At 62.8% G+C, this 22,142-nt stretch carries 18 protein-coding genes; all 18 read left to right on the forward strand.

Annotated features, from left to right (window positions below; translation table 11 throughout):
- Nucleotides 1-70 precede the first annotated feature (70 nt).
- The 18 genes from odhB to ACQ4W0_RS26745 all read left to right on the forward strand — a co-directional run bounded on the left by odhB (nt 71) and on the right by ACQ4W0_RS26745 (nt 21,993).
- Nucleotides 71-1,327 (forward strand): 2-oxoglutarate dehydrogenase complex dihydrolipoyllysine-residue succinyltransferase, encoded by a 1,257-nt coding sequence (odhB, locus tag ACQ4W0_RS26660; RefSeq protein ID WP_436579491.1) that lies wholly within the window; start codon nt 71-73, stop codon nt 1,325-1,327.
- A gap of 94 nt (nt 1,328-1,421) precedes the next feature.
- Nucleotides 1,422-1,793, forward strand: coding sequence for a PspC domain-containing protein (locus ACQ4W0_RS26665; protein ID WP_436579492.1), 372 nt, complete (start codon nt 1,422-1,424; stop codon nt 1,791-1,793).
- The gene (gene lpdA, locus ACQ4W0_RS26670; RefSeq protein ID WP_035820749.1) at nt 1,783-3,213 is read left to right on the forward strand and encodes a dihydrolipoyl dehydrogenase; all 1,431 of its coding nucleotides are present in this window, start codon (nt 1,783-1,785) and stop codon (nt 3,211-3,213) included. The genes ACQ4W0_RS26665 and lpdA overlap by 11 nt, the downstream gene beginning before the upstream one ends.
- Before the next feature lie 92 nt (nt 3,214-3,305).
- Nucleotides 3,306-4,403 carry a cell division protein ZapE gene (gene zapE / locus ACQ4W0_RS26675; protein ID WP_436579493.1) on the forward strand — a complete coding sequence of 366 codons (1,098 nt, stop codon included), beginning with the start codon at nt 3,306-3,308 and terminating at the stop codon, nt 4,401-4,403.
- A 16-nt stretch (nt 4,404-4,419) separates the two neighbouring features.
- Nucleotides 4,420-5,136: a hypothetical protein gene (locus tag ACQ4W0_RS26680; protein ID WP_436579494.1), complete on the forward strand. Its 717-nt coding sequence runs from the start codon at nt 4,420-4,422 to the stop codon at nt 5,134-5,136.
- Between the two features lie 158 nt (nt 5,137-5,294).
- The gene (locus ACQ4W0_RS26685) at nt 5,295-5,495 is read left to right on the forward strand and encodes a YdcH family protein (RefSeq protein WP_010399897.1); all 201 of its coding nucleotides are present in this window, start codon (nt 5,295-5,297) and stop codon (nt 5,493-5,495) included.
- 43 nt (nt 5,496-5,538) lie between these two features.
- Complete coding sequence (yoaA, locus tag ACQ4W0_RS26690; protein ID WP_436579495.1) at nt 5,539-7,593, forward strand: DNA repair helicase YoaA; 2,055 nt, start codon at nt 5,539-5,541, stop codon at nt 7,591-7,593.
- 271 nt (nt 7,594-7,864) lie between these two features.
- Nucleotides 7,865-8,470 carry a toll/interleukin-1 receptor domain-containing protein gene (locus ACQ4W0_RS26695; RefSeq protein WP_102121582.1) on the forward strand — a complete coding sequence of 202 codons (606 nt, stop codon included), beginning with the start codon at nt 7,865-7,867 and terminating at the stop codon, nt 8,468-8,470.
- A gap of 19 nt (nt 8,471-8,489) precedes the next feature.
- Nucleotides 8,490-10,970, forward strand: a complete 2,481-nt coding sequence (locus ACQ4W0_RS26700; RefSeq protein WP_436579496.1) for a tetratricopeptide repeat protein — start codon at nt 8,490-8,492, stop codon at nt 10,968-10,970.
- 94 nt (nt 10,971-11,064) lie between these two features.
- Nucleotides 11,065-11,802 (forward strand): 5'/3'-nucleotidase SurE, encoded by a 738-nt coding sequence (surE, locus tag ACQ4W0_RS26705; RefSeq protein ID WP_102121583.1) that lies wholly within the window; start codon nt 11,065-11,067, stop codon nt 11,800-11,802.
- Between the two features lie 9 nt (nt 11,803-11,811).
- A complete protein-coding gene (locus ACQ4W0_RS26710) occupies nt 11,812-12,702 on the forward strand; it encodes a protein-L-isoaspartate(D-aspartate) O-methyltransferase (RefSeq protein WP_436579497.1) in 891 nt (296 codons plus the stop codon).
- 58 nt (nt 12,703-12,760) lie between these two features.
- Complete coding sequence (locus ACQ4W0_RS26715) at nt 12,761-13,681, forward strand: peptidoglycan DD-metalloendopeptidase family protein (protein ID WP_436579498.1); 921 nt, start codon at nt 12,761-12,763, stop codon at nt 13,679-13,681.
- Nucleotides 13,682-13,689: 8 nt separating this feature from the next.
- Complete coding sequence (gene rpoS, locus ACQ4W0_RS26720; RefSeq protein WP_436579499.1) at nt 13,690-14,721, forward strand: RNA polymerase sigma factor RpoS; 1,032 nt, start codon at nt 13,690-13,692, stop codon at nt 14,719-14,721.
- A 132-nt stretch (nt 14,722-14,853) separates the two neighbouring features.
- Nucleotides 14,854-16,197, forward strand: a complete 1,344-nt coding sequence (rlmD, locus tag ACQ4W0_RS26725) for a 23S rRNA (uracil(1939)-C(5))-methyltransferase RlmD (RefSeq protein WP_436579500.1) — start codon at nt 14,854-14,856, stop codon at nt 16,195-16,197.
- A 399-nt stretch (nt 16,198-16,596) separates the two neighbouring features.
- Nucleotides 16,597-18,537 (forward strand): glycosyl hydrolase family 18 protein, encoded by a 1,941-nt coding sequence (locus ACQ4W0_RS26730; protein ID WP_436579501.1) that lies wholly within the window; start codon nt 16,597-16,599, stop codon nt 18,535-18,537.
- A 78-nt stretch (nt 18,538-18,615) separates the two neighbouring features.
- Nucleotides 18,616-19,662, forward strand: a complete 1,047-nt coding sequence (locus ACQ4W0_RS26735) for a cupin-like domain-containing protein (protein WP_436579502.1) — start codon at nt 18,616-18,618, stop codon at nt 19,660-19,662.
- Nucleotides 19,663-19,961: 299 nt separating this feature from the next.
- Nucleotides 19,962-21,119 carry a cyclopropane fatty acyl phospholipid synthase gene (gene cfa, locus ACQ4W0_RS26740; protein ID WP_436579511.1) on the forward strand — a complete coding sequence of 386 codons (1,158 nt, stop codon included), beginning with the start codon at nt 19,962-19,964 and terminating at the stop codon, nt 21,117-21,119.
- Between the two features lie 28 nt (nt 21,120-21,147).
- Nucleotides 21,148-21,993, forward strand: a complete 846-nt coding sequence (locus ACQ4W0_RS26745) for a LysR family transcriptional regulator (RefSeq protein ID WP_436579503.1) — start codon at nt 21,148-21,150, stop codon at nt 21,991-21,993.
- Nucleotides 21,994-22,142 lie beyond the last annotated feature (149 nt).

The raw sequence follows: 22,142 nt of genomic DNA on the forward strand, positions 1-22,142 counted from the left end.
ACATCATGACGGAGCGCCGCCCTTGCTACGCAGGGGCGGCGCCGCAATAACAAAATAAACGGAGTTTTACATGGCACAAATCGAAGTCAAAGTTCCCCAGTTGTCGGAATCGGTTGCAGAAGCGACCCTGCTGGCATGGCACAAGAAAGTCGGCGAGCCAGTCGCGCGCGACGAAAACATGATCGATATCGAAACCGATAAAGTGGTGCTGGAACTGCCGGCGCCAGTCGCGGGCGTGATCGTGCAGATCATCAAGGCCGACGGCGCTACCGTCGTCGCCGGCGAAGTCATCGCCATCATCGATACCGACGGCTCGGCCAAGGTCAGCCCGATGGAAGTGTCCGCTGTTCCCGCGCCAGCCCTGGCTGCTGCTGCGCAAGACGCCGCTACCGCGTCGGCCCCAGCTGCTGCAAGCAAAGGCGATGTCGCCATGCCTGCCGCTGCCAAGATCCTGTCCGAAAAAGGCCTGTCCGCTGGCGACGTCGCCGGTTCCGGCAAAGATGGCCGCGTGACCAAGGGCGACGCCCTGGCCGCTTCCGCCAAGCCAGCTGTCGCGCCACTGGCGCCAGCCGCTGCCAAGCCAGCGCTGCAGCAAGTTGCCACGCCGTTGGCCGCCCGCCTGGGCGACCGTCCGGAAGAGCGCGTGCCGATGAGCCGCCTGCGCGCGCGTATCGCCGAGCGTCTGCTGCAATCGCAATCGACGAACGCCATCCTGACCACGTTCAATGAAGTGAACATGCAGCCGGTCATCGACCTGCGCAACAAGTACAAGGACAAGTTCGAGAAAGAGCACGGCGTCAAGCTGGGCTTCATGTCCTTCTTCGTCAAGGCCGCTGTCGCTGCCCTGAAAAAGTACCCGATCATCAATGCCTCCGTTGACGGCAATGACATCGTTTACCACGGCTACTTCGACATCGGCATCGCTGTCGGTTCTCCACGCGGCCTGGTGGTGCCTATCATCCGCAACGCGGACCAGCTGTCGATCGCCGACATCGAGAAAAAAATCGGTGAATTCGGCGCGAAAGCCAAGGAAGGCAAGCTGACCCTGGACGACCTGACGGGCGGCACGTTCTCGATCTCGAACGGCGGCACCTTCGGCTCCATGCTGTCGACCCCGATCATCAACCCGCCGCAATCGGCCATCCTGGGCGTGCATGCGACCAAGGACCGCGCCGTTGTCGAAAACGGCCAGATCGTGGTGCGTCCGATGAACTACCTGGCCATGTCCTACGACCACCGCATCATCGACGGCCGCGAAGCCGTCCTGGGCCTGGTGGCGATGAAAGAAGCGCTGGAAGATCCTGCACGCCTGCTGCTGGACCTGTAAGCACTGTAGACCCCCGGCGTCGCCGCCGGGGCAATGTAGTTGATACCCCTTGCCAGAGGACGCAGCTGGCTGATCTCAATGAAAGAGGATTCCTATGAACGTCTCTGAAGAAATCAAGCGTCTGCACGAGTTGCACCTGGCGGGCGCCTTGAGCGACGCGGAATTCGCGCAAGCGAAAGCCAAGCTCCTGAGCAATATCAACCTGGACAAACCGGACACTCCATCCGACTCCGGTCCGACGAACGACCTGGTGCAGGAATTCAACCGCCTGCGCCGCTCGCGCAACGACCGCTGGCTCGGTGGCGTCTGCGGTGGCCTGGGCCGCGCTTCCGGCATGGAAGCGTGGATCTGGCGCCTCGTATTCGTCCTGTTTACATTGACCTTCGGCTTCGGCGTGGTGATTTACCTTCTATTGTGGATTTTCGTACCAGACGAAGAGATTGGAATAACAAAACATGAGTACTAAACAATTTGACGTAGTTGTCATCGGTGCGGGCCCTGGCGGCTACATCGCCGCCATCCGCGCAGCCCAGCTGGGCTTTTCCGTCGCCTGCGTCGACGAGTGGTCGAACGCCAAGGGCGGCGCCGCTCCTGGCGGTACCTGCACCAACGTCGGCTGCATCCCGTCGAAAGCGCTGCTGCAATCGTCCGAGCATTTCGAACACGCGGGCCACAGCTTCGCCGAGCACGGCATCGATGTCGCCGGCCTGAAGCTGAACCTGGGTCAGATGCTCAAGCGCAAAGACACGGTCGTCAAGCAAAACAACGACGGCATCCTGTACCTGTTCAAGAAGAACAAGATCGCCTTCTTCCACGGCCGCGCCGCTTTCGCTGCCGCCGCTGCTGGCGCGTATGAGATCAGCGTGACGGGCGAAGCCAACGAAACATTGAGCGCCAAGCACGTGGTCATCGCCACGGGCTCGAATGCACGCGAACTGCCGGGCGCACCATTCGACGAGAAACTGATCCTGTCGAACACGGGCGCACTGGCCATCGACGCCGTTCCAGCCAAGCTGGGCGTCATCGGTGCCGGCGTGATCGGCCTGGAAATGGGCAGCGTCTGGCGCCGCCTGGGTTCCGACGTCACCGTGCTGGAAGGCCTGCCGGTCTTCCTGGGCGCCGTCGACGAGCAGATCGCCAAGGAAGCGTCGAAGCTGTTCACCAAGCAAGGCTTGAAGATCAACCTCGGTTGCAAGATCGGTGCGATCACGCCAGGCAAGAAAGACGTCACCGTGGAATTCGTGGACGCCAAGGGCGAAGCGCAAAAAGCCGTGTTCGACAAACTGATCATCTCGATCGGCCGTACGCCGAACACGAATGGCCTGGGTGCTGACAAAGTCGGCCTGCAGCTGGACGAGCGCGGCTTCATCGCCGTCGACGGCGACTGCAAGACCAACCTGCCGAACGTGTGGGCAGTGGGCGACGTCGTGCGCGGCCCGATGCTGGCGCACAAGGCGGAAGAAGAAGGCGTTGCCGTGGCCGAGCGTATCGCCGGCCAGCACGGTCACACCAACTTCAACACGATTCCCTGGGTGATCTACACTTCGCCGGAAATCGCGTGGGTCGGCAAGACCGAGCAAACCCTGAAGGCCGAAGGCATCGCCTACAAGGCTGGCACTTTCCCGTTCATGGCCAACGGCCGTGCGCGCGCGCTGGGCGACACTTCGGGCATGGTGAAATTCCTGGCCGATGCGACCACCGATGAAATTCTCGGCGTGCACATCGTCGGCCCGATGGCGTCCGAACTGATTTCCGAAGCCGTCGTGGCGATGGAATTCAAAGCTTCGGCCGAAGACATCGCGCGCATCTGCCACGCGCACCCATCCTTGTCGGAAGCGACCAAGGAAGCGGCACTGGCCGTCGATAAGCGTACGCTGAACTTCTAGGCGGTACGGTACTTCGCAGCGGGCCGGCAAAGCAGTTTCTGCCTTGCCGGCCCGTTTGCGCTATGTCAAGAATCCCTGTTGAATCGAATCCCATGAACGTTGAAGAGTTTTACCAGCACGCGTTGCAGAAGCGCGATTTCAAGGCTGATGCCGCCCAGCGGCGCGCGGTCGACCGCCTGCAACTGTGCTATGACGAGTGGGTGGCCTACAAGGGCCAGCGCTCGAGTACCTTCAAGCGCCTGCTGAACCGTCCCGCCGTGCCGAAAGGCGTGTACATGTGGGGTGGGGTGGGGCGCGGCAAATCGTTCCTGATGGACAGTTTTTATTCGGTCGTGCCCCTGGTGCGCAAGACGCGATTGCACTTCCACGAATTCATGCGCGGCGTGCACCAGCAGCTCGATGAATTGAAAGGCGTGGCCGACCCGTTGGATGAGGTGGCCAAGCGCATCGCCAAGAAATACCGCTTGATCTGTTTTGATGAATTCCACGTCTCCGACATCGCCGACGCGATGATCCTGTACAACCTGCTGTCGGCCCTGTTCGCCAATGGCGTGTCCTTCATCATGACCTCGAATTACGATCCGGACCTGCTGTATCCGGACGGCCTACACCGCGACCGCATGCTGCCGACCATCGCGCTGCTGAAGGACAAGCTCGACGTGATGAACGTCGATGCGGGCGTCGATTACCGCGGCCGCGCGCTGGAGCAGGTGGAAAGTTACTATACGCCACTGGGCGCAGCCACCGACAAGGCCCTGCGCGACGCCTATGCGCGCATCGCCGAGACAGCCGACGAAGATGCGCGCATCCGCATCGAGAGCCGCGAAATCCACTGCCTGCGTCGCGCGGGCGGCATCATCTGGTTCGATTTCGCCACCCTGTGCGGCGGCCCCCGTTCGCAAAATGATTACCTGGAAATCGCCAGCCGCTTCCATACGGTGGTATTGTCCGGCATACCCGCCATGTCGGCGGCGCAGTCGTCCGAAGCGCGCCGTTTTACCTGGCTGATCGACGTGTTTTATGATCAAAAGGTCAAGCTGATCATGTCCGCCGAAGTGGCGCCCGAGCAGCTGTACACGAACGGCATGCTGGCCAACGAGTTTCACCGTACCGTTTCGCGTATCATCGAGATGCAATCGCGCGAATACATGGAAAAAGAACAGCGCGGCGCGGCCGACGCGATCGTTTGAGGCAGGGATAATGAATATGATGTTAAATACACTATACAAGCTGGGTGCGGCGCTGGGCCTGGCCCTGGCGTTGTCTGCCTGCGCGCACCAGGGTGGTGCGGCATTGGATGAGGTCGGTGCGCCGCAGTTGCCCGCCACCCTGTCGGTCGCCGAGGCGGATGCCAAGCTGAAGCAGTCAGCCAGCGAACGCGAGGCGGCGGAAAATGAGTTTGCCGCGCGCGAACTGGAGTGCTACAACAAGTTCTTCGTGAATAACTGCCTGGACCAGGCCAAGGAAAAGCGCCGCCTGATCCTCGTGCGCCTGCGCGCCGTCGAAGCGGAAGCGAACCACTTCAAGCGGGCCGAGTCCGTGCGCCTGCGCGATATCGACCTGGCCAGGACGCAGGAAAGTGCGCGCCTCGACGCCGAGCAGCGGGCTGCGGCCATGCCCAAGCCCGTGAAGGTCGTCGCGCCCGAGCCGGCGCCGCCCAAGCCGGAAGGCAAGAGCATTGCCGAGCGCGAAGCTGAGCAAGCGGCGAAGGTGGCGAAGCAGGCTGCCGCCGACGCTGCCGCCGCGCCGCGCCGCGCGGCCCGCGAGGCAGACTATGCGCGCAAGCAGGCTGACGCCGTGGCGCGCCAGAAACGCGTGGCGCAACGCCTGGCCGAGCGCCAGGCCGAAGCGCAGGCCAAGGCTGCGGCAGCGGCCGCGGCCAGCACGCCGGCCGTTGCTGTGCCTGTGCCGCCGGTCAATTAAGACCGCCGTGCAAGGGGCATGCGGGAAATGGCGTGCCCTAAGGCGCGCGGCAGGTTAAACTACGCACTCGCCGGTGATGCCGGCGCCGATGGCTGCCTGCGTACGCTGCGCGCGCCGGTTTAACAACACTGTTACCAACACTGCCTGGAACGCAACACATGAGCGATGCACAGCATATAGAGCGGCGCCTGATTGAACTCAACGTGGAGCACCGTGACCTCGATGCCGTCATCGAGTTGCTGATACTTGATGGTCACCATGATGAGCTGCAACTGCGCCGCCTGAAAAAGCGCAAGTTGCAATTGAAGGATCACATCACCTTGCTGAAAATGCAGTTGGTGCCCGATGTTCCCGCATGAGGGGCGCCAGTAGCGTCCAGTCCAGCCTTCACCTAAGTATATTTTGACCGATCACAATTTATTGCCCGCAAGCCCAGATGGCCAGCCTGCCGATTTGCAAGCCAGTCTGCCCGCCGAACCCTTGGCCGCGCCTGGCAAGCACGATGCCGACATCGAGCGCCTGTTTGGCGCCGGTGGCCCGCTCGGTCCCGCCGTGGGCAGCTACAAGCCGCGCCGTTCGCAAACGGAAATGGCCAAGGCCATCGCCCATGCCATCGACAGCCAGACCACCCTGATCGCCGAGGCGGGCACGGGCACGGGTAAAACCTTCGCCTACCTGGTGCCGGCCCTGATGTGGGGTGGCAAGACCATTGTGTCCACCGGCACGAAGAACTTGCAGGACCAGCTATTCCTGCGCGATATCCCCACCGTGCGCGCCGCGTTGCAGGCGCCCGTCTCCGTCGCCTTGCTGAAAGGCCGCTCGAACTACGTCTGTCATTACCATCTGGAACGTACCCTGCAGAACGGGCGCATGACCTCGCGCGACGACGTGGGGCATTTGCGCGAAATTTCGCGCTTCATCAAGATGACCAGTTCCGGCGACAAGGCGGAGCTGGCCAAGGTGCCGGAAAACGCCATGATCTGGAACCTGGTGACGTCCACGCGCGACACCTGCATGGGCGCCGAGTGCCAGTATTACCAGGATTGTTTCGTCATGAAGGCCCGCAAGGAAGCCCAGCAGGCCGACGTGGTGGTGGTCAACCACCATTTGTTCTTTGCCGACGTGGCCCTGAAGGACACGGGCGTGGCCGAATTGCTGCCGTCGGCCAACACCATCATCTTCGATGAGGCGCACCAGCTGCCCGATACGGCCACATTGTTCTTTGGTAACACGGTGTCCACGTCGCAAATCCTGGAACTGTGCCGCGACGTGCTGGCCGAGGGCCTGGCGCATGCGCGCGGTATCGACTGGGCAAAAACTGTCACGGTGGTGGAAAAGGCGGCGCGCGACCTGCGCCTGACGTTCTCGCAGGATATCGTGCGCTTGTCCCTGCCGCAAATCGCCCCGTCGAGCGACTTCTTTCCCGCGCTGGACACGCTCAAAGATGAGCTTGACGGCATGGTGGCGGTGCTGGAAACCCAGGCGGAACGGGCGGAAACGCTGGAGCAGTGCCGCGTGCGCGGCGTCGAGCTGGCGCAGCAGCTGAGCGGCTGGAAGTTCGATCCGAAGGCGAAAGTGACGGCCGGCGAAGAAGCCGTGTTCTGGGTGGAAGCGTTTTCCAGCTCCTTGCAGCTGCACAAGACGCCGTTGTCGATCGCGCCGATTTTTAACAACCAGCGCGAAGGCACGCCGCGCAGCTGGATTTTCACGTCCGCCACCCTGGCCGTGAAAAACGACTTCAAGCATTTTTCCGAACAGATGGGCTTGACGGGCGAACCGTCGCATACGTGGCCGAGCCCGTTCGACTATGGCCAGCAAGGTTTGCTGTTCGTGCCGCAAAACCTGCCGCAGCCGAATTCGCTGGGCTACACGGATGCCGTCATCGACTGCGCCCTGCCCATCATCGAGGCGGCGGGCGGGCGCACCTTCTTCCTGTGCACCACCTTGCGCGCCGTGAAGCGCGCGGCCGAACGCCTGGCCGACGAATTCAAGCAGCGGGGCTTGAATTTCCCCCTGTTCGTGCAGGGCGACAAGGGCCGCACGGAATTGCTCGATCAGTTCCGCGCGGCCGGCAATGGCGTGCTTATCGGTAGCCAGAGTTTCTGGGAAGGCGTCGACGTGCGCGGCGATGCGCTCTCTCTGGTGATCATCGACAAGCTGCCGTTCGCGCCGCCCGACGACCCGGTGCTGGCCGCGCGCATCGAAGTGATGGAAAAGCAGGGCAAGAACGGTTTCATGCACCATTCGCTGCCGGAAGCCATCATCAACCTGAAGCAGGGCGCTGGCCGGCTGATTCGTGACGAGGGTGACCGCGGCGTGCTGATGATCTGCGATCCGCGCCTCATTTCCAAGCCGTACGGCAAGCGCATCTGGCAAAGTCTGCCGCCGTTCAAGCGCACGCGCGATACCGCCGAAGTGGTGGAGTTCTTCCGCAACCTGCCCGCCAAGGGCGCTTAAGTCCTCGTTGCCGGCGCCATCCGCGCGCCGGCTTATTTCCCTTTGTTATCAAGCGAGTAGCGTTTTTTGCGCGGCGCCTGCCTGCGTGCCTGGCATGCCAGGATTGGGCGTGATCGCGCCAGTTCCTGGCTTCTTTCCGCATGTCCAGGACGCCAGACGCATCTTTGCGCCAGCGCAAACAGGGCTGTTGCCGGGCGGTCTACAGTGAGCTCATGCCTTGCAGGATCAAGGCGCGGCGATGGCAGGGCCGCACGGGGAACAGGGGGATGCCATGGAGATCCGCTACGGCTGTTTCTTGAGCTATGCACACGGCCAATATGCGTTCATGAACAAGTTCAAGAATGATCTCATCGAGGCGCTGGCTTGCTATCTGGAGCCGCACCTCGACCGCGAGGAAGTGCTGTTCATCGACAGCGAGCAACTGGGCGGCGGCGACGATATCGACCTGCGCGTGGCGCGCGCCATGTGCCAGAGCGTCTGCATGATCGTGCTGTACACGCCCAAATATGAAGCGCACGGCTATACGCGGCGTGAATTTGCCGCCATGCAACTCATCGAACAGGAGCGGCGCGCCTGGTATGAACTGCCCAGCCACCTGATCATCCCCATCATCATGACGCGCCATCCGGACGGCTTGCCGCCGCAAATCACGGAGTCGGGCCTGTACGTCGATTTCTCCGGCTATACGCTGGCCAGCGGCGACCTGAAGTCGAATCCGCAATACCTGCCCGATATCGAACGCATCGTGCAGCGTATTGCCACGCATTACCACTTGCTCAAGCGGTCGACACCGCCCGGTCACGATTGCAGCCGTTTCGTGTTACCCGCTATCCCGCCGGAATGGCGCGCCATCCCGCCTCCCCACTTTCCACGTTAATCACGTAAAAGGTCCCGTCATGGAATGCCAACGCCTCTCCCTGCCACCTTTGAGCGCCCCTGGCGAAGTCGTCACCTTCTATTCCTACAAGGGCGGTACGGGCCGCACCATGGCCCTGTCGAACATCGCCGTCCTGCTGGCGCGGCGCGAAAACGCCAGTGTGCCCGTGCTGATGCTGGACTGGGACATGGAGGCGCCGGGCCTGCACCATTATTTCGAGCAGCACGAGGAGCGACCGGGCGTGCTCGAGTTCTTCGAGGCGTGCCGCCAGCAGCTTGAACGCATCAGCCTGCAAACGGCGGGCGCGCGCGCCAGCGGGCAGGCCAGGGGGCGCGAAGATGCTGGGCGCGAGGATGCGGCGCTGGCGCAGCGCGTGCTCGACGCCATCGACTGGCAGCAATACGTGGTGCGCGTCGACCAGGGCAGCCCGCTGTACCTGATGCGCGCGGGGCGCTTCGATGCCAGCTACAGCGAGCGCCTGGCGCAGATGCGCTGGGACCAGTTGTTCGACACCTGCCCGGCCCTGTTTCGCTGCTTCGCCGATACCCTGGCCCAGCATTTCCGCTATGTACTGGTCGATTCGCGCACGGGCCGCACGGACAGCGCCGGCATCTGCACCACTCTACTGCCGAAAAAGCTGGTGGTGGTCTTCACGCCGAACCGGCAAAGCCTGGAAGGCGTCGATGCGCTCGTCACGCGGGCCATCGAGTACCGCCGCAGCCATGAAGACGAACAGCGTCCGCTGCTCGTGTATCCCTTGCCCTCGCGCATAGAAATGGGCGACGGCGCGCAGCGCGCCGAGTGGCGCCGCGGCGACGCGCACAAGGGCATCGCCGGCTTTCAGCCCCTGTTCGAGCGCCTGCTGCGCACTTCCTACGGTTTGCCGCAGATTGCCCTCGACAGCTATTTCGACGAAGTCCAGCTGCAGCAGACGAAAACCTTTGCCTATGGCGAGCAGCTGGCCGTGCGCATCGATCAGGGCGGCGACCGCTTTTCCCTCACGCGTACCTTCGAAGCCTTCCTGCACTGGCTGACGGGCGGCTATTTTCCATGGCAATCGAGCCGTGAAATCGCCTTGCTGGGCGCCATCGGCGAAGCGCGCCAGGCCTTGCTGCTCGAACCGGGCCGCGCCGTGGCCCTGCCGCTGGCGCGCGACCTGGCCCGTCTGGGCGAGCTGTACCGCAAGGACGGGCGCAGCGCGCAGGCGCTCGATGCCTTTCGCCAGAGCGTCGAGATCCGCGTGCGCCTGCTGGGCGAGGAACATCCCGACAGCCTGGCGGGCAAGAGCGGTATGGCGCGCCTGCTGCGCCAGCTGGGCAAGCTTGAGGAAGCCCGCTTCCTGGAAGAAGACGTGCTCGATGTGCGCGAGCGCGTGCTGGGCAGCGAGCATCCCGATACACTTGCCGCCCGGGCCTGCCTGGCGCGAACCCTCTTGCTGCAAGGGGAGCTGGCGGCGGCGCTGCTGCTGCAGGATACCGTGCTGGCAACTTACGCGCGCCAGCTGGGCGGCGAGCATCCCCTGACGCTGGAGGCGATGGATGGCCGCGCCACCACCTTGCTGCGCATGGGCCGGCTGGCGCAGGCGCAGCAATTGTTGGGCACGGTGGTAGCGGCGCGCGAGCGCCTGTTTGGCGCCGAGCATGGCGACACCTTGCGCAGCAAGCTGGCCCTGGCGCAGGCGCTGGGGCACGAAGGCGACCTGGAAGGCGCGCGGCGCATGTTCGTTGCCGTGCTGCAGGCGCAGGAGCGGCGCCTGGGCAACGACCATGCGGCCACCCTGGCCACGCGCGATTTGCTGGCCGATATCGTGGCCGGGCAGGGCGACTGGGCCGGCGCGCGTCAGCTGCACGAAGACCAGGTGGCGGCGCGCGAGCGCACGCACGGGCTCGACCATCCTGAAACCCTGATGAGCCAGCGCAAGCTGGCCGAGACGCTGCTGCGGCGTGGCGAGCTCGATGCGGCGCGCAGCGTGCAGGAGCAGGTGCTGGAAGTGCATGCGCGCCTGCTTGGCGAAGACCATCTCGATACCTTGCGCAGCAAGAAGCAATTGGCTGGCACTCTGCAGCAGCAGGGTGAGAGCGAGGCGGCGCGCCTGCTGGAAGACGCGGTGCTCAGCGGCAGCGACCGGCTGTTGAATGCGCCCGTCACGGGGCATGCGGACAGCGTATTGGACGGCGCCCGGCATTTACAGGAAACCATCCTGGCTGGCCGCGCCAACGGGCACGAAGGGGCCGAACCGGACACCCTGGCCAGCATGATCTTGATGTTGCAAGGCATGATAGAGCGCGAACAGTATGCGCAGGCGGGCGAACTGGCCGAGCATTTGAAGTCCTGCCTGCTACGTCCGGGCGTGCCGGGCAAGCTGCGCAGGCGCGGCATGGCGCAGCTGAAAAGAATGTATAAATTGCAAGGCGATCTGAATGCTTTGCTGGCCTTGCAAGAGGATGAAGTGCAGGCGCTGGAAGGGGCGTTATCGGAGGCGCGCATCGAGCAGCGCTGACGCTGCGCGCCATGTCCGCGCGGCGGCGCAAATAATGCAGTCTATCGGCGTGTGGCACGCGCAGTGTTGGCATTGCTTCAGGTAAAATCTCGTTATGAGAATTCTTATCAGTAACGACGACGGTTACCTGGCGCCAGGCTTGGCAGCCCTGGCCGACGCGCTCGCGCCCATTGCCGACATCGTCGTGGTGGCGCCCGACAGCAATCGTTCGGGCGCGTCCAATTCGCTGTCCCTGGACCGGCCCCTGTCCGTGCACAAGGCTGCCAACGGCTTTTATTTTGTCAATGGCACGCCCACCGACTGCGTGCATGTGGCACTGACTGGCATGCTCATCGAGCGCCCCGACCTGGTGGTCTCCGGTATCAACAACGGCCCCAACATGGGCGACGACACCCTGTATTCGGGCACCGTGGCCGCCGCCACGGAAGGCTATCTGTTCGGCATTCCCGCCATCGCCTTTTCCCAGTCGCAGTTTGGCTGGGCCAACCTGGACGCGGCCGCCCGCGTGGCCAGGGAAATCGTCGAGCGCCAGTTTGACGCCCTGCAGAAACCGTATTTATTGAATGTGAACATACCCGCCATCCCTTACGCGCAATTGCAAGGCATGGTGGCCACGCGCCTGGGCAAGCGCCATTCGGCCGAGCCCGTGATACGCGCACTCGATCCCCGTGGCCGTGAAATCTTCTGGATCGGCCCGGCCGGTGCCGCCAAGGAAGGCGGTCCGGGCACGGACTTCCATGCCGTTGAGCATGGACAAGTATCGATCACGCCGCTGCAGATCGACCTGACGCATACCACCCAACTCGATGCACTGGCAAAAGGCCTGGCATGACCGCTCACTATGACTGACAAGCCGCGTACTTTCCCCCTTTCCCTCGATTCGCTGGCCGGCAAGCCTGCCAGACAGGGTGGGGGGCAGTCGCTGGCGCAGTCGCGCATTGCCACGCCGCAGACGGCGACGCAAAATGCGGCGCAAAATGCGGCCAGGGGAGGCGCGCCCTACCATGCTGCCACGCTGCCCATCGCGCCATCGCGCGCGCAGGCCATCGCCAATGAGCGGGCGCAGCCGGCCGTGGTGTCGCCGCCACGGCAAAACCCGCTCGTCTCGGACGCCGTGCGCCGTGCCATGGTGGCGCGTATTGCGAAACAGGGCGTCAAGGACCAGGTGGTGCTCGACGCCATGCAAGCCGTGCCGCGCCATTTGTTCATGGACGAGGCGCTGGCGTCGCAGGCGTATATCGATGCCTCCTTGCCCATCGGCCACCATCAGACCATTTCGCAGCCGTACATCGTGGCGCGCATGATCGAAGTGATGCGCCAGGGGGGCAGCTTGCAGCGCGTGCTGGAAATCGGCACCGGCTGCGGCTACCAGGCGGCAGTGTTGTCGCTGGTGGCGAAAGAGGTGTTTTCGATCGAGCGCATCCGGCCTTTGCACGAGCTGGCGAAGGCCAATCTGCGCCCGCTGCGCGTGTCAAATCTGCGCTTGCAGTACGGAGATGGTATGCTTGGCCTGCCGCAGGCGGCGCCCTTCGACGGGATCATCCTTGCCGCCGCCGGCCTGGAAGTCCCGCAAGCCTTGCTGGAACAGCTGGCGCCCGGCGGGCGTCTGGTTGCGCCGGTGGGGGCTAAATTGCAGCACTTACAACTCATTACCAGGGTGGGGAAAATGGAATGGACCAGCCAAACCCTGGAAGATTGCCATTTCGTGCCTTTGCGCCCGGGCACCATATGATCCCCGGATCAGCTGGCAAGCAGGACCTGAACATACATGCGAATGATTAAGAAAACGAATGATTAAGAAAAACAATGTACTCCTCTGCAGCCTTGCGCTGGCCGCCCTGTTGAGCGGTTGCGGCACCACGGGCGTCCAGGCGCCCGTCGTGGAGCGCCATCCATCGGGCAGCAGCGCCGCCGCCAGCGATCCGCGCGACCGCGACCCGGCCTTCTATACGGTCAAGCGCGGCGACACCCTGCTGCGCATCGCCCTGGAACACGGGCAGAATTACCGCGACCTGGTGGCCTGGAATGACTTGAGCAACCCGAACGACATCAAGGTCGACCAGGTATTGCGCGTGCTGCCGCCAAATGGCGACACGGGCGGCGCGCAGACGTCGGCCATCGTCATGCCGCCCGTCACGGAAATCAAACCGGCCGCGCCTGTCGTACCGAAGAAAACGGGCCCGCGCGGCGAGAAGCGCGCGTATTCCGATGCCACCCTGGCCGAATTGCGCGCCGACGGCGGCGCCAGCGACACCAAGCCTGCGCCGGCGCCCGCTCCGGCAGCTGCTGTCGCCGCCGCACCGGCCGCCGCGGCAGCCCCTGCGGCATCGGCGCCTGGCGACGAGAAGATCAGCTGGATGTGGCCTTCCGAAGGCAAGGTCATCGGCACTTTCGACGAAGGCAAGAACAAGGGCGTCGATATCGCCGGGAAGGCGGGCCAGCAAGTGGTGGCGGCCGGCGCGGGAAAAGTCATGTATGCCGGGAGCGGAATCCGTGGTTATGGTAATCTTGTCATCGTGAAGCACAGTAATAGCTTGTTGTCGGCGTATGCGCATAACCGCAGCATCCTGGTGAAAGAAGGGCAGAACGTCAACAAAGGCCAGGCCATCGCCGAAATGGGCGATTCCGATGCCGACCGCGTGAAGCTGCACTTTGAAATCCGCCAGCAGGGCAAGCCTGTCGACCCTTCGAAATTCCTGCCTAACCGTTAGGTCAAGCAATGACACACGCGCCGCACGATCAGCTGGACGATGAGCCGGAACCGCCGGAAGACGGGGCAGACGAAGTCGTGACGGACGAGGCCGGCGAGCTTGACGGTATTGATGCCGTCGATGCAGGCGGGGGCGGCGAGGTGGCCAGCGTCAGCGTGCTGGTCGAAAGTGTCGATGAACTGAAAAAAGTGCTGGCGGCCGAACTGTCGACCGATACCACACAGCACTATCTGAACCAGATCGGCACGCGGCCCCTGCTGACGGCGGCGCAGGAGGTGCATTACGCCACCCTGGCCAAGCAGGGCAATTTCGAAGCCCGGCAAACCATGATCGAGCACAACCTGCGCCTGGTCGTGTCGATCGCCAAGCATTACATCAACCGCGGCGTGGTCTTGCTCGACATGATCGAGGAGGGCAACATCGGCCTGATGCGGGCCATCGACAAGTTCGAGCCCGAGCGCGGTTTCCGTTTTTCCACGTACGCCACCTGGTGGATACGCCAGAGCATCGAGCGCGCCATCATGAACCAGGCGCGCACGGTGCGCCTTCCCGTGCACATGGTGCGCGAACTGAACCAGATCCTGCGCGGCAAATACCACCTGGAAGCCCAGCATCACGACGGCAAGGATGCCACTGCGGAAGATATCGCCCACCTGGTGGGCCGTCCCGTGGAGGAGGTGCAGGATATCCTGGCCCTGTCCGAGCACGCCACCTCGCTCGACGCGCCGCTCGACAACGATCCGCAGTCCTCGCTGATGGACATGCTGCCCGGCGCCAGCGAAGACAGCCCCGACGCGCGGGCGGAACACCATGAAATGACGGTGCTGGTGCGCGACTGGCTGACCAAGTTGCCCGACAAGCAGCGCGTGGTCATCATGCGCCGTTTCGGCCTCGACAACGACGATCCGGCCACGCTGGAAACCCTGGCCGAAGAAATGGGCGTAACGCGCGAGCGCGTGCGCCAGATTCAGCAGGAAGCCCTGATTAAATTAAAGCGCGCCATGGCCGCGCGCGGCGTCGTGCGCGACTCCTTATTGTAGAACGCCCGGTCCCGGTATTTCCGGGGCCGCATCTGCTATCATACGCCCCGCTCGCGGCGCCTGACCTTTCCCCCATTCTTTCAAGTTCCAGCGCGGCCCTGCGTCCTGGCCCACTCTTACCTATTGATCGCTATGCAAGAAAATATCATCGAAATCAAATCGCTCGACATGGACGCCCGTGGCGTTGGCCATATTGAGAACGAAGACGGCTCGCCGGGCAAGGTCGTGTTTGTCGAAGGCGCGTTGCCGGGCGAGCGCGTCAGCTTTGTGACGTTCAAGAAAAAGAAGAACTGGGAAATGGCCCGCATGACGGTGCTGCACCGCGAATCGTCCATGCGCGTGACACCCAAGTGCAAGCATTTCGATAACTGCGGCGGCTGCTCGATGCAGCATCTGGAGCCGTCGGCGCAAGTGGCGATCAAGCAGCGCGTGCTGGAGGATAACTTGTGGCATATCGGCAAGGTGCGTCCGCAAAGCATCATGCGCCCCATGTATGGCCCGACGTGGGGCTACCGCTACCGCGCGCGTCTGTCCGTGCGCCATGTCAAGAAGAAAGACGCCGTGCTGGTGGGCTTCCATGAAAAGAAATCGGCGTTTGTCGCCGACATGGCTAGCTGCGAAATCTTGCCGCCGCACATCTCGGCCATGCTGCTGCCCCTGCGCGCGCTGATCGGGTCTCTATCGATCTTTGACCAGATGCCGCAGATCGAGCTGGCCGTGGGCGAAGACGTCACGGCCATGGTGCTGCGCATCATGGCGCCGTTGACGGCGGACGACGAAACGAAATTGAAGGCCTTTGCCGACGAGTACGGCGTGCAATGGTGGCTGCAGGTGAAAGGGCCGGAAACGGCCGTGCCATTCTATCCGCTGGACAAGCAACTGCACTATCTGCTGCCGGAATTCGGCGTCAAGATGCCATTCAAGCCTGTCGATTTCACGCAGGTGAACCACCACATCAACCGCGTGCTGGTGTCGAAAGCCCTGCGTTTGCTGGAAGTGCAGCCCACGGATCGCGTGGCCGACCTGTTCTGTGGCCTGGGCAATTTCACCTTGCCGCTGGCTACGCAAGGCAGCGCAGTGGTGGGCATCGAAGGCAGCACCACGCTGACGGAACGGGCGCTGGAAAACGCGCTGGCCAATGGCCTGGCGGAAAAAACCTCATTCTCGACGCGCAACCTGTTCGAAGTGACGACGGACGACCTGATCGCGCTGGGCAAGTTCGACCGTATCCTGGTCGACCCGCCACGCGATGGCGCCATGGCCCTGTGCCAGGCATTGGTCGGCCTGTCGCAAGTGCGTCCGGACCTGCTGCCGAAACGTATCGTCTACGTGTCGTGCAGCCCGTCGACCCTGGCGCGCGACGCCGGCATCCTGGCGCTGGAAGCGGGCTATGTGCTGAGCAAGGCGGGCGTGGTGAACATGTTCCCGCACACTTCGCACGTGGAATCGATGGCGGTATTTGATTTGCCTCAATAAGTCTGCCTGGCGCGGCGGGTGGCCAGGCAGGCACCCGCCGCTGCCGTATTTAACGGCACGGCACGCTACCGCAATACCACTTACGGCGTGTTATAAAACTGGTCTGTCTTTTCCTGTTCCAGCGTCTTTTTTCATCCTCTCTCTGCCGGTTTTTTGATTGTCCAGTAGGACAACACGCCGTCTACCTGTACTGCTGCGCTTTCTGCACGAAGTGGTATTGAGCACTTTGAGGCCACTTCAAAACCACTTGACCGCCTATTTTTTCAGCAGCATGCTGTTCTTGCAGCTGCAAAAAAACAAAATCACAGGGTAGCTTTTTATTGAAGCAGAGTGGTATTTCCGCAAACCTGAACAGGAGACAGCGTGGAAAATTTAATACTCAAAAAAACGATCAGGAACATGATGGTATGTCTGGCCAGCGGTGGCGTGCTGGCGGCCTGCGGTGGCGGCGGCGACGCCAGCGCACCGGGTGGCTCGCAATTGCTGGCGGCCAGCACGGTAGTCGCCTGCGTGCCATGGCAAGAGGGTGGTACGTATAACGCGGGCACGGTGGTCACTTACCTGGGCGCCAACTACACGGCCCTGGTGACGCAGACCGATCACGTGGGCTCGGGTTGGAACCCCGTCTCCACGCCTAGCCTGTGGAGCGCCGGCGGCACCTGCGATGGCGGCACCACGCCGACCCCGACACCGACGCCCACCCCAACACCAACACCAACGCCGACCCCGACACCGGCGCCGACGCCGAACCCGACGCCGAACCCGACGCCCACCCCGACGCCGACGCCAACCGGCGGCACCTGCGCGCTGGCGTGGGTGGCCGGCACGGCCTACAGCGCGGGCGCCACCGTCAGCTATGCAGGCACGAATTACCGCGCCAACTACTGGACGCAGGGCGACAACCCATCGACCAGCAGCGGTGCCGCCGGTACGGGCAAGCCATGGACCAGCCAGGAGATCTGCAGCATCACGCCGACGCCGACTCCAACCCCGACTCCAACCCCGACGCCGACACCTACTCCGACGCCGACGCCGACACCGACACCTACTCCGACGCCAACGCCAACGCCAACGGGCCGCGAAGTGGGGTCGTACTTCGCCCAGTGGGGCGTGTATGGCCGCGACTATGAAGTGGCAAACGTGCATTCCAGCGGCGTGGCCGACAAGTTGACCTTCATTAACTATGCCTTCGGCAATATCTATCCGAAAAATGGCGGCTATGAATGCGCCATGATCACCAAGACGGAACCGGGCGCGACAAATCCGAATTCGCCGGACGCGGGCACGGGCGGAGATGCCGAGGCCGACTACATCCGCACGCCGAAGCGCACCGTCGATGGCCAGGCCATCCCGTGGGATGCCCCCCTGTCGGGCAACTTCCTGCAGCTGAGAAAGCTGAAGGCGGCGCACCCGAACCTCAAATTGTTCATCTCGCTGGGCGGCTGGAGCTGGTCGAAGAATTTCTCCGTCGGTTCGGCCACCGATGCCCTGCGCAAGCAGATGGTGCGTTCCTGCATCGATATCTACATCAAGGGCAATTTGCCGGTGCAGGGCGGGCGCGGCGGCGTGGGCGCGGCGGCCAACATCTTTGACGGCATCGACATCGACTGGGAATACCCGGTGGGCGGCGGCCAGCCGTACAACACGGTCAGCCCCAACGACAAGCGCAACTTCACCTTGCTGATGGCGGAATTCCGCAGCCAGCTCGATGCGCTCGGTGCCGCTAACGGCAAGCGCTACCTGTTGACGGCGGCCGTCGGTGCCGGCAAGGACAAGATCGACAACACGGAACCTGCCCTGTACTCGCAGTACATGGATTGGATCAACCTGATGACCTACGACTTCCACGGCGGGTGGGAAAACAGCACCAACTTCAACGCCCAGCTGTATGCCGACCCTGCCGATCCGTCGACGGGCATGGCACGCGAATACGTGGGCGACAAGGCGGTGCAATACATGATTGCCGCCGGCGTGCCGCGCGACAAGCTGCTGCTGGGTATACCGTTCTATGGCCGTGGCTGGACGGGCGTGGCGCCGGGACCGAATGGCGATGGCCTGTACCAGGCGGCCACGGGTACGGCGCCAGGCACCTACGAGTCGGGCATCGAGGACTATAAAATCCTCGTCGCCAAGACCGGCACGCGCTACTACCATCCGGTGACCAAGCAGCTGTACCTGTACACGGGCGCGGGCGGCCAGTGGTGGAGCTATGACGATCCGACCGTCATCGGCACCAAGGTGAAATATGTCAAGGACCAGGGCTTGCGCGGCGCGTTCTCGTGGGAACTCGATGGCGACGCGAATGGCGTGCTGGCAACCGAGGTGTGGAAAGTGCGCTAATGTTGATGTAGCGTAAGACGCGGCCGGATAGTCATGCTGTCCGGCCGTTTATTTACATAAAAAAACAGGAGACGGACAATGGCGGCGGTATCGACATTGGGAGCAAAACAGCTGGAGCAGAAGCAAGACCCGGAGCTGAGCCGCGAATGGCGCAGCTGGATCGCGGAAAACCTGATGCTGGGCAGCCATCCGTCGGCGTTGATGCCGGTGCTGCAACAGGCCGGCATCGCGGAGCCCCTGGCGCGCCGCGAAATCGAACTGGCGTTGCACAGCCCCTATCTGGCGGGCGCCGTGCGCCTGTCGAACCGCCTGGCCAAGCGCGACTGGGTGATCGATATCCAGCGCAAGCTGAACCAGCTGCTCCCATCCGAGATTCCCCGTCGCGAGAAACTGACGGCGCACGAGTTTTTAACGGAGTTCTATTCCACCAACCAGCCCGTGATCATCACGGGCATGCTGGACGACTGGCCCGCCATGGCCAAGTGGAGCCCGGCCTACTTCCGCGAACATTACGCGCAGCGCGAAGTGGAAGTGCAGTTCGGTCGCGAAGCGGACGCCCAGTACGAAATGAACAGCGTGGCGCACAAGCGCAAGATGGCCTTTGGCGAGTATGCCAGCCTGGTCGAGAGCAGCGGCACGACCAACGATTTTTACATGACGGCGAACAACAATTCACAGAACCGGCAAGCCTTGCGCGAGCTGTGGGACGATATCGGCCAGTTGCCCGAATACCTGAAGCCCGATGGCGGCCCCACGGGCTTTTTATGGTTCGGCCCGGCCGGCACGGTGACGCCATTCCACCACGACCTGACGAACAACTTCATGGCGCAGGTGAAAGGGCGCAAGCGGCTGCGCATCATGGCCGCCTGCGAGGTGGCGCGCGTGTACAACCAGCGCCACTGTTTTACCCCCGTCGACGGGCGCGACATCGACTTGCAGCGCTATCCGCTGATGGCCGACGTGCAGGTGCGCGAATGCGTGCTGGCACCGGGCGAAATCCTGTTTTTGCCCGTCGGCTGCTGGCATTTCGTCGAGGCGCTGGATATTTCCCTTACAGTGGCCTTTACCAATTTCAAATGGGATAACGATTTTTACAGTAAGTATCCGTCGAATCACGACTTTTAATCGCGCTGCCGAATGGCGCGAACTAGCCGCGAACAGCCGCCGTACAGGCGGCTTTTTTCATGCTTCAGAGCGTTTCATGCGAAAAATATCTCCACAAAATATTTCACTAAAATAACTTTAGAGCAAAATTTTTGATATGAACGGCCATGATGTTTCATTATCCAGATGTAGATGAGGGGTAGATAATTTTATTGCTGGTGCGCCGCCGGGCCGTTGAGTGGACGTGCCGGCGCGCACCAGCACCGACAACCATCTGGAGGCGGCAGGGCATGAACACGCAGCAAACAACACAAGCAGCAATGCAGTTGCAACAAACACCGGCAGGTAGCGCCGGACTCCGGCTCGACACGCGGCTGACCCGCGAAGCGGCCGAATTGCTGGCCAGGGCCGGCATCCATTTGAATGGCCGCGCCGCTTGGGACATGCAGCTGCGCAAACCGGGCGTGCCCGAGCGGGCTTTCGCCAGCGGCAACCTGGGCCTGGGCGAAGCGTACATGGATGGCGACTGGGATGCGAAGCAGCTCGATGAATTCTTTTGCCATTTGCTGCGCGCCCGGGTGGCCGACGACGTGCGTCCCATGCGCCTGGCCTTCCATGCGCTGACTGCGCGCCTGTTCAACTTGCAGACGGAGCGCCGCGCGTGGATGGTGGGCAAGGAGCACTACGACCTGGGCAACGCCTTCTATGCGGCCATGCTCGATCCGCGCATGACCTATACCTGCGGCTACTGGAAGGATGCGGCCAACCTGGCCGAGGCGCAGGAAGCCAAGCTCGATTTGATCTGCCGCAAGCTAAGGCTGGAGCCGGGCATGCGCGTGCTCGACATCGGCTGCGGCTGGGGCAGCTTCATGCGTTATGCCGTCGAAAAATACCAGGTGCAATGCGTGGGCGTGACGATCTCGCAAGAGCAGGTCGCGTACGCGCGCGGCATGCCGGGCGGAGAACACCTGGATTTCCGTCTGCAGGATTACCGCGATACCAATGAAAAATTCGATCGCATCGTCAGCATCGGCATGTTCGAGCATGTGGGACACAAGAACCACCGCACTTTCATGGAAGTGGCGCACCGCTGCCTGGAAGACGATGGCCTGTTCCTGCTGCACACCATCGGCAAGAACAAGCGCCAATCCGCGTGCGACCCGTGGATCGACAAATACATCTTCCCGAATGGCGACTTGCCGTCGATCGGCCAGATCGGCGACGCCATGGACGATCTGTTCGTGGCCGAGGACTTGCACAACTTCGGCGCCGACTACGACAAGACCCTGATGGCCTGGCATGCGAATGTCGAGCAGGCGTGGCCGCGGTTTGCCGCCCAGCTGGGCGAACGTTTCCACCGCATGTGGTCGTATTACCTGCTGTCCTGCGCGGGTGCCTTCCGCGCGCGCGATTTGCAGCTGTGGCAATGGGTGCTGTCGAAGCAGGGCGTGCTGGGCGGCTACGAGCGTGTCAGTTGAGACGTGCGGCAGCTGATATCATGGCTTGATGGATATCAATCAAGCGCGTACCTTCCTGGAGGTGGCTTCCTGCGGCAGCTTCATCATGGCGGCCGAACGCATGCACGTGACGCAAACGGCCGTCAGCGCCCGCATCCGCACCCTGGAGCAGCAACTGGGGCGCCAGCTCTTCGTGCGCAACAAGGCGGGCGCCCGCCTGACGTCGGCCGGCGAGCGTTTCATGCGCCATGCAGCCACGATGGTGCAGGTGTGGGAGCGGGCGCGCCAGCAGGTAGCCCTGCCGCCGGGGCGTAATGACGCCGTCAGCATCGGCTGTGAACTGAGCCTGTGGCAGCCGCTGCTGGGCGACTGGCTGATACGCATGAGCCGCGATTGCCCCGAGATCGCCTTGCGCGCGGAAGTCGACAGTCCAGCGCGCCTGCTCGACGCCGTGCACGACGGCTCGCTCGACCTGGCCGTGCTGTACAACCCGCCGCAGCGCCCGGGCCTGACCAGCGAATTGCTGGCCGAGGAAAAGCTGGTGATGGTGACCACGCGCGCGGACGGGCAAATGCATGTCGATACGTATGTGTATGTGGACTGGGGTCCCAGCTTCGCGGCCAATCACCAGGCGGCGTATCCGGAATTGAGCAGTCCGCCTGTGTCGATTTCGCTGGGACCGCTGGCCCTCGTGTACCTGCTGGAGGTGGGCGGCACCAGTTACTTTCGCATCGGTTCGGCCCAGCCCTACCTCGATGCGGGCCTCTTGCACCGCGTGCACAACGCGCCCGAATTCTCGCATTCCGCCTACGCCGTGTATGCGGCCCAGCGCGACAACCCCACCCTGGACCGCGCCCGCGCCTGCCTGCAGGCGGTGGCGGAGAAGATCAAGTGATGCTGCAGACGTAAAAAAGCCGACCCGAGGGTCTAATGCCGTTCAGTTAAGGTCTCGTTTCAAGACCCGGACAGTGTAACGCTGAGGCAAGGCTTTGACGGCCCGGTCGAATTTTCGACCGGGCCGTTCTTCATTCAGGAGGTCGGTTA

It is taken from the genome of Janthinobacterium breve, assembly GCF_051380895.1.
Lineage (GTDB): Bacteria > Pseudomonadota > Gammaproteobacteria > Burkholderiales > Burkholderiaceae_D > Janthinobacterium.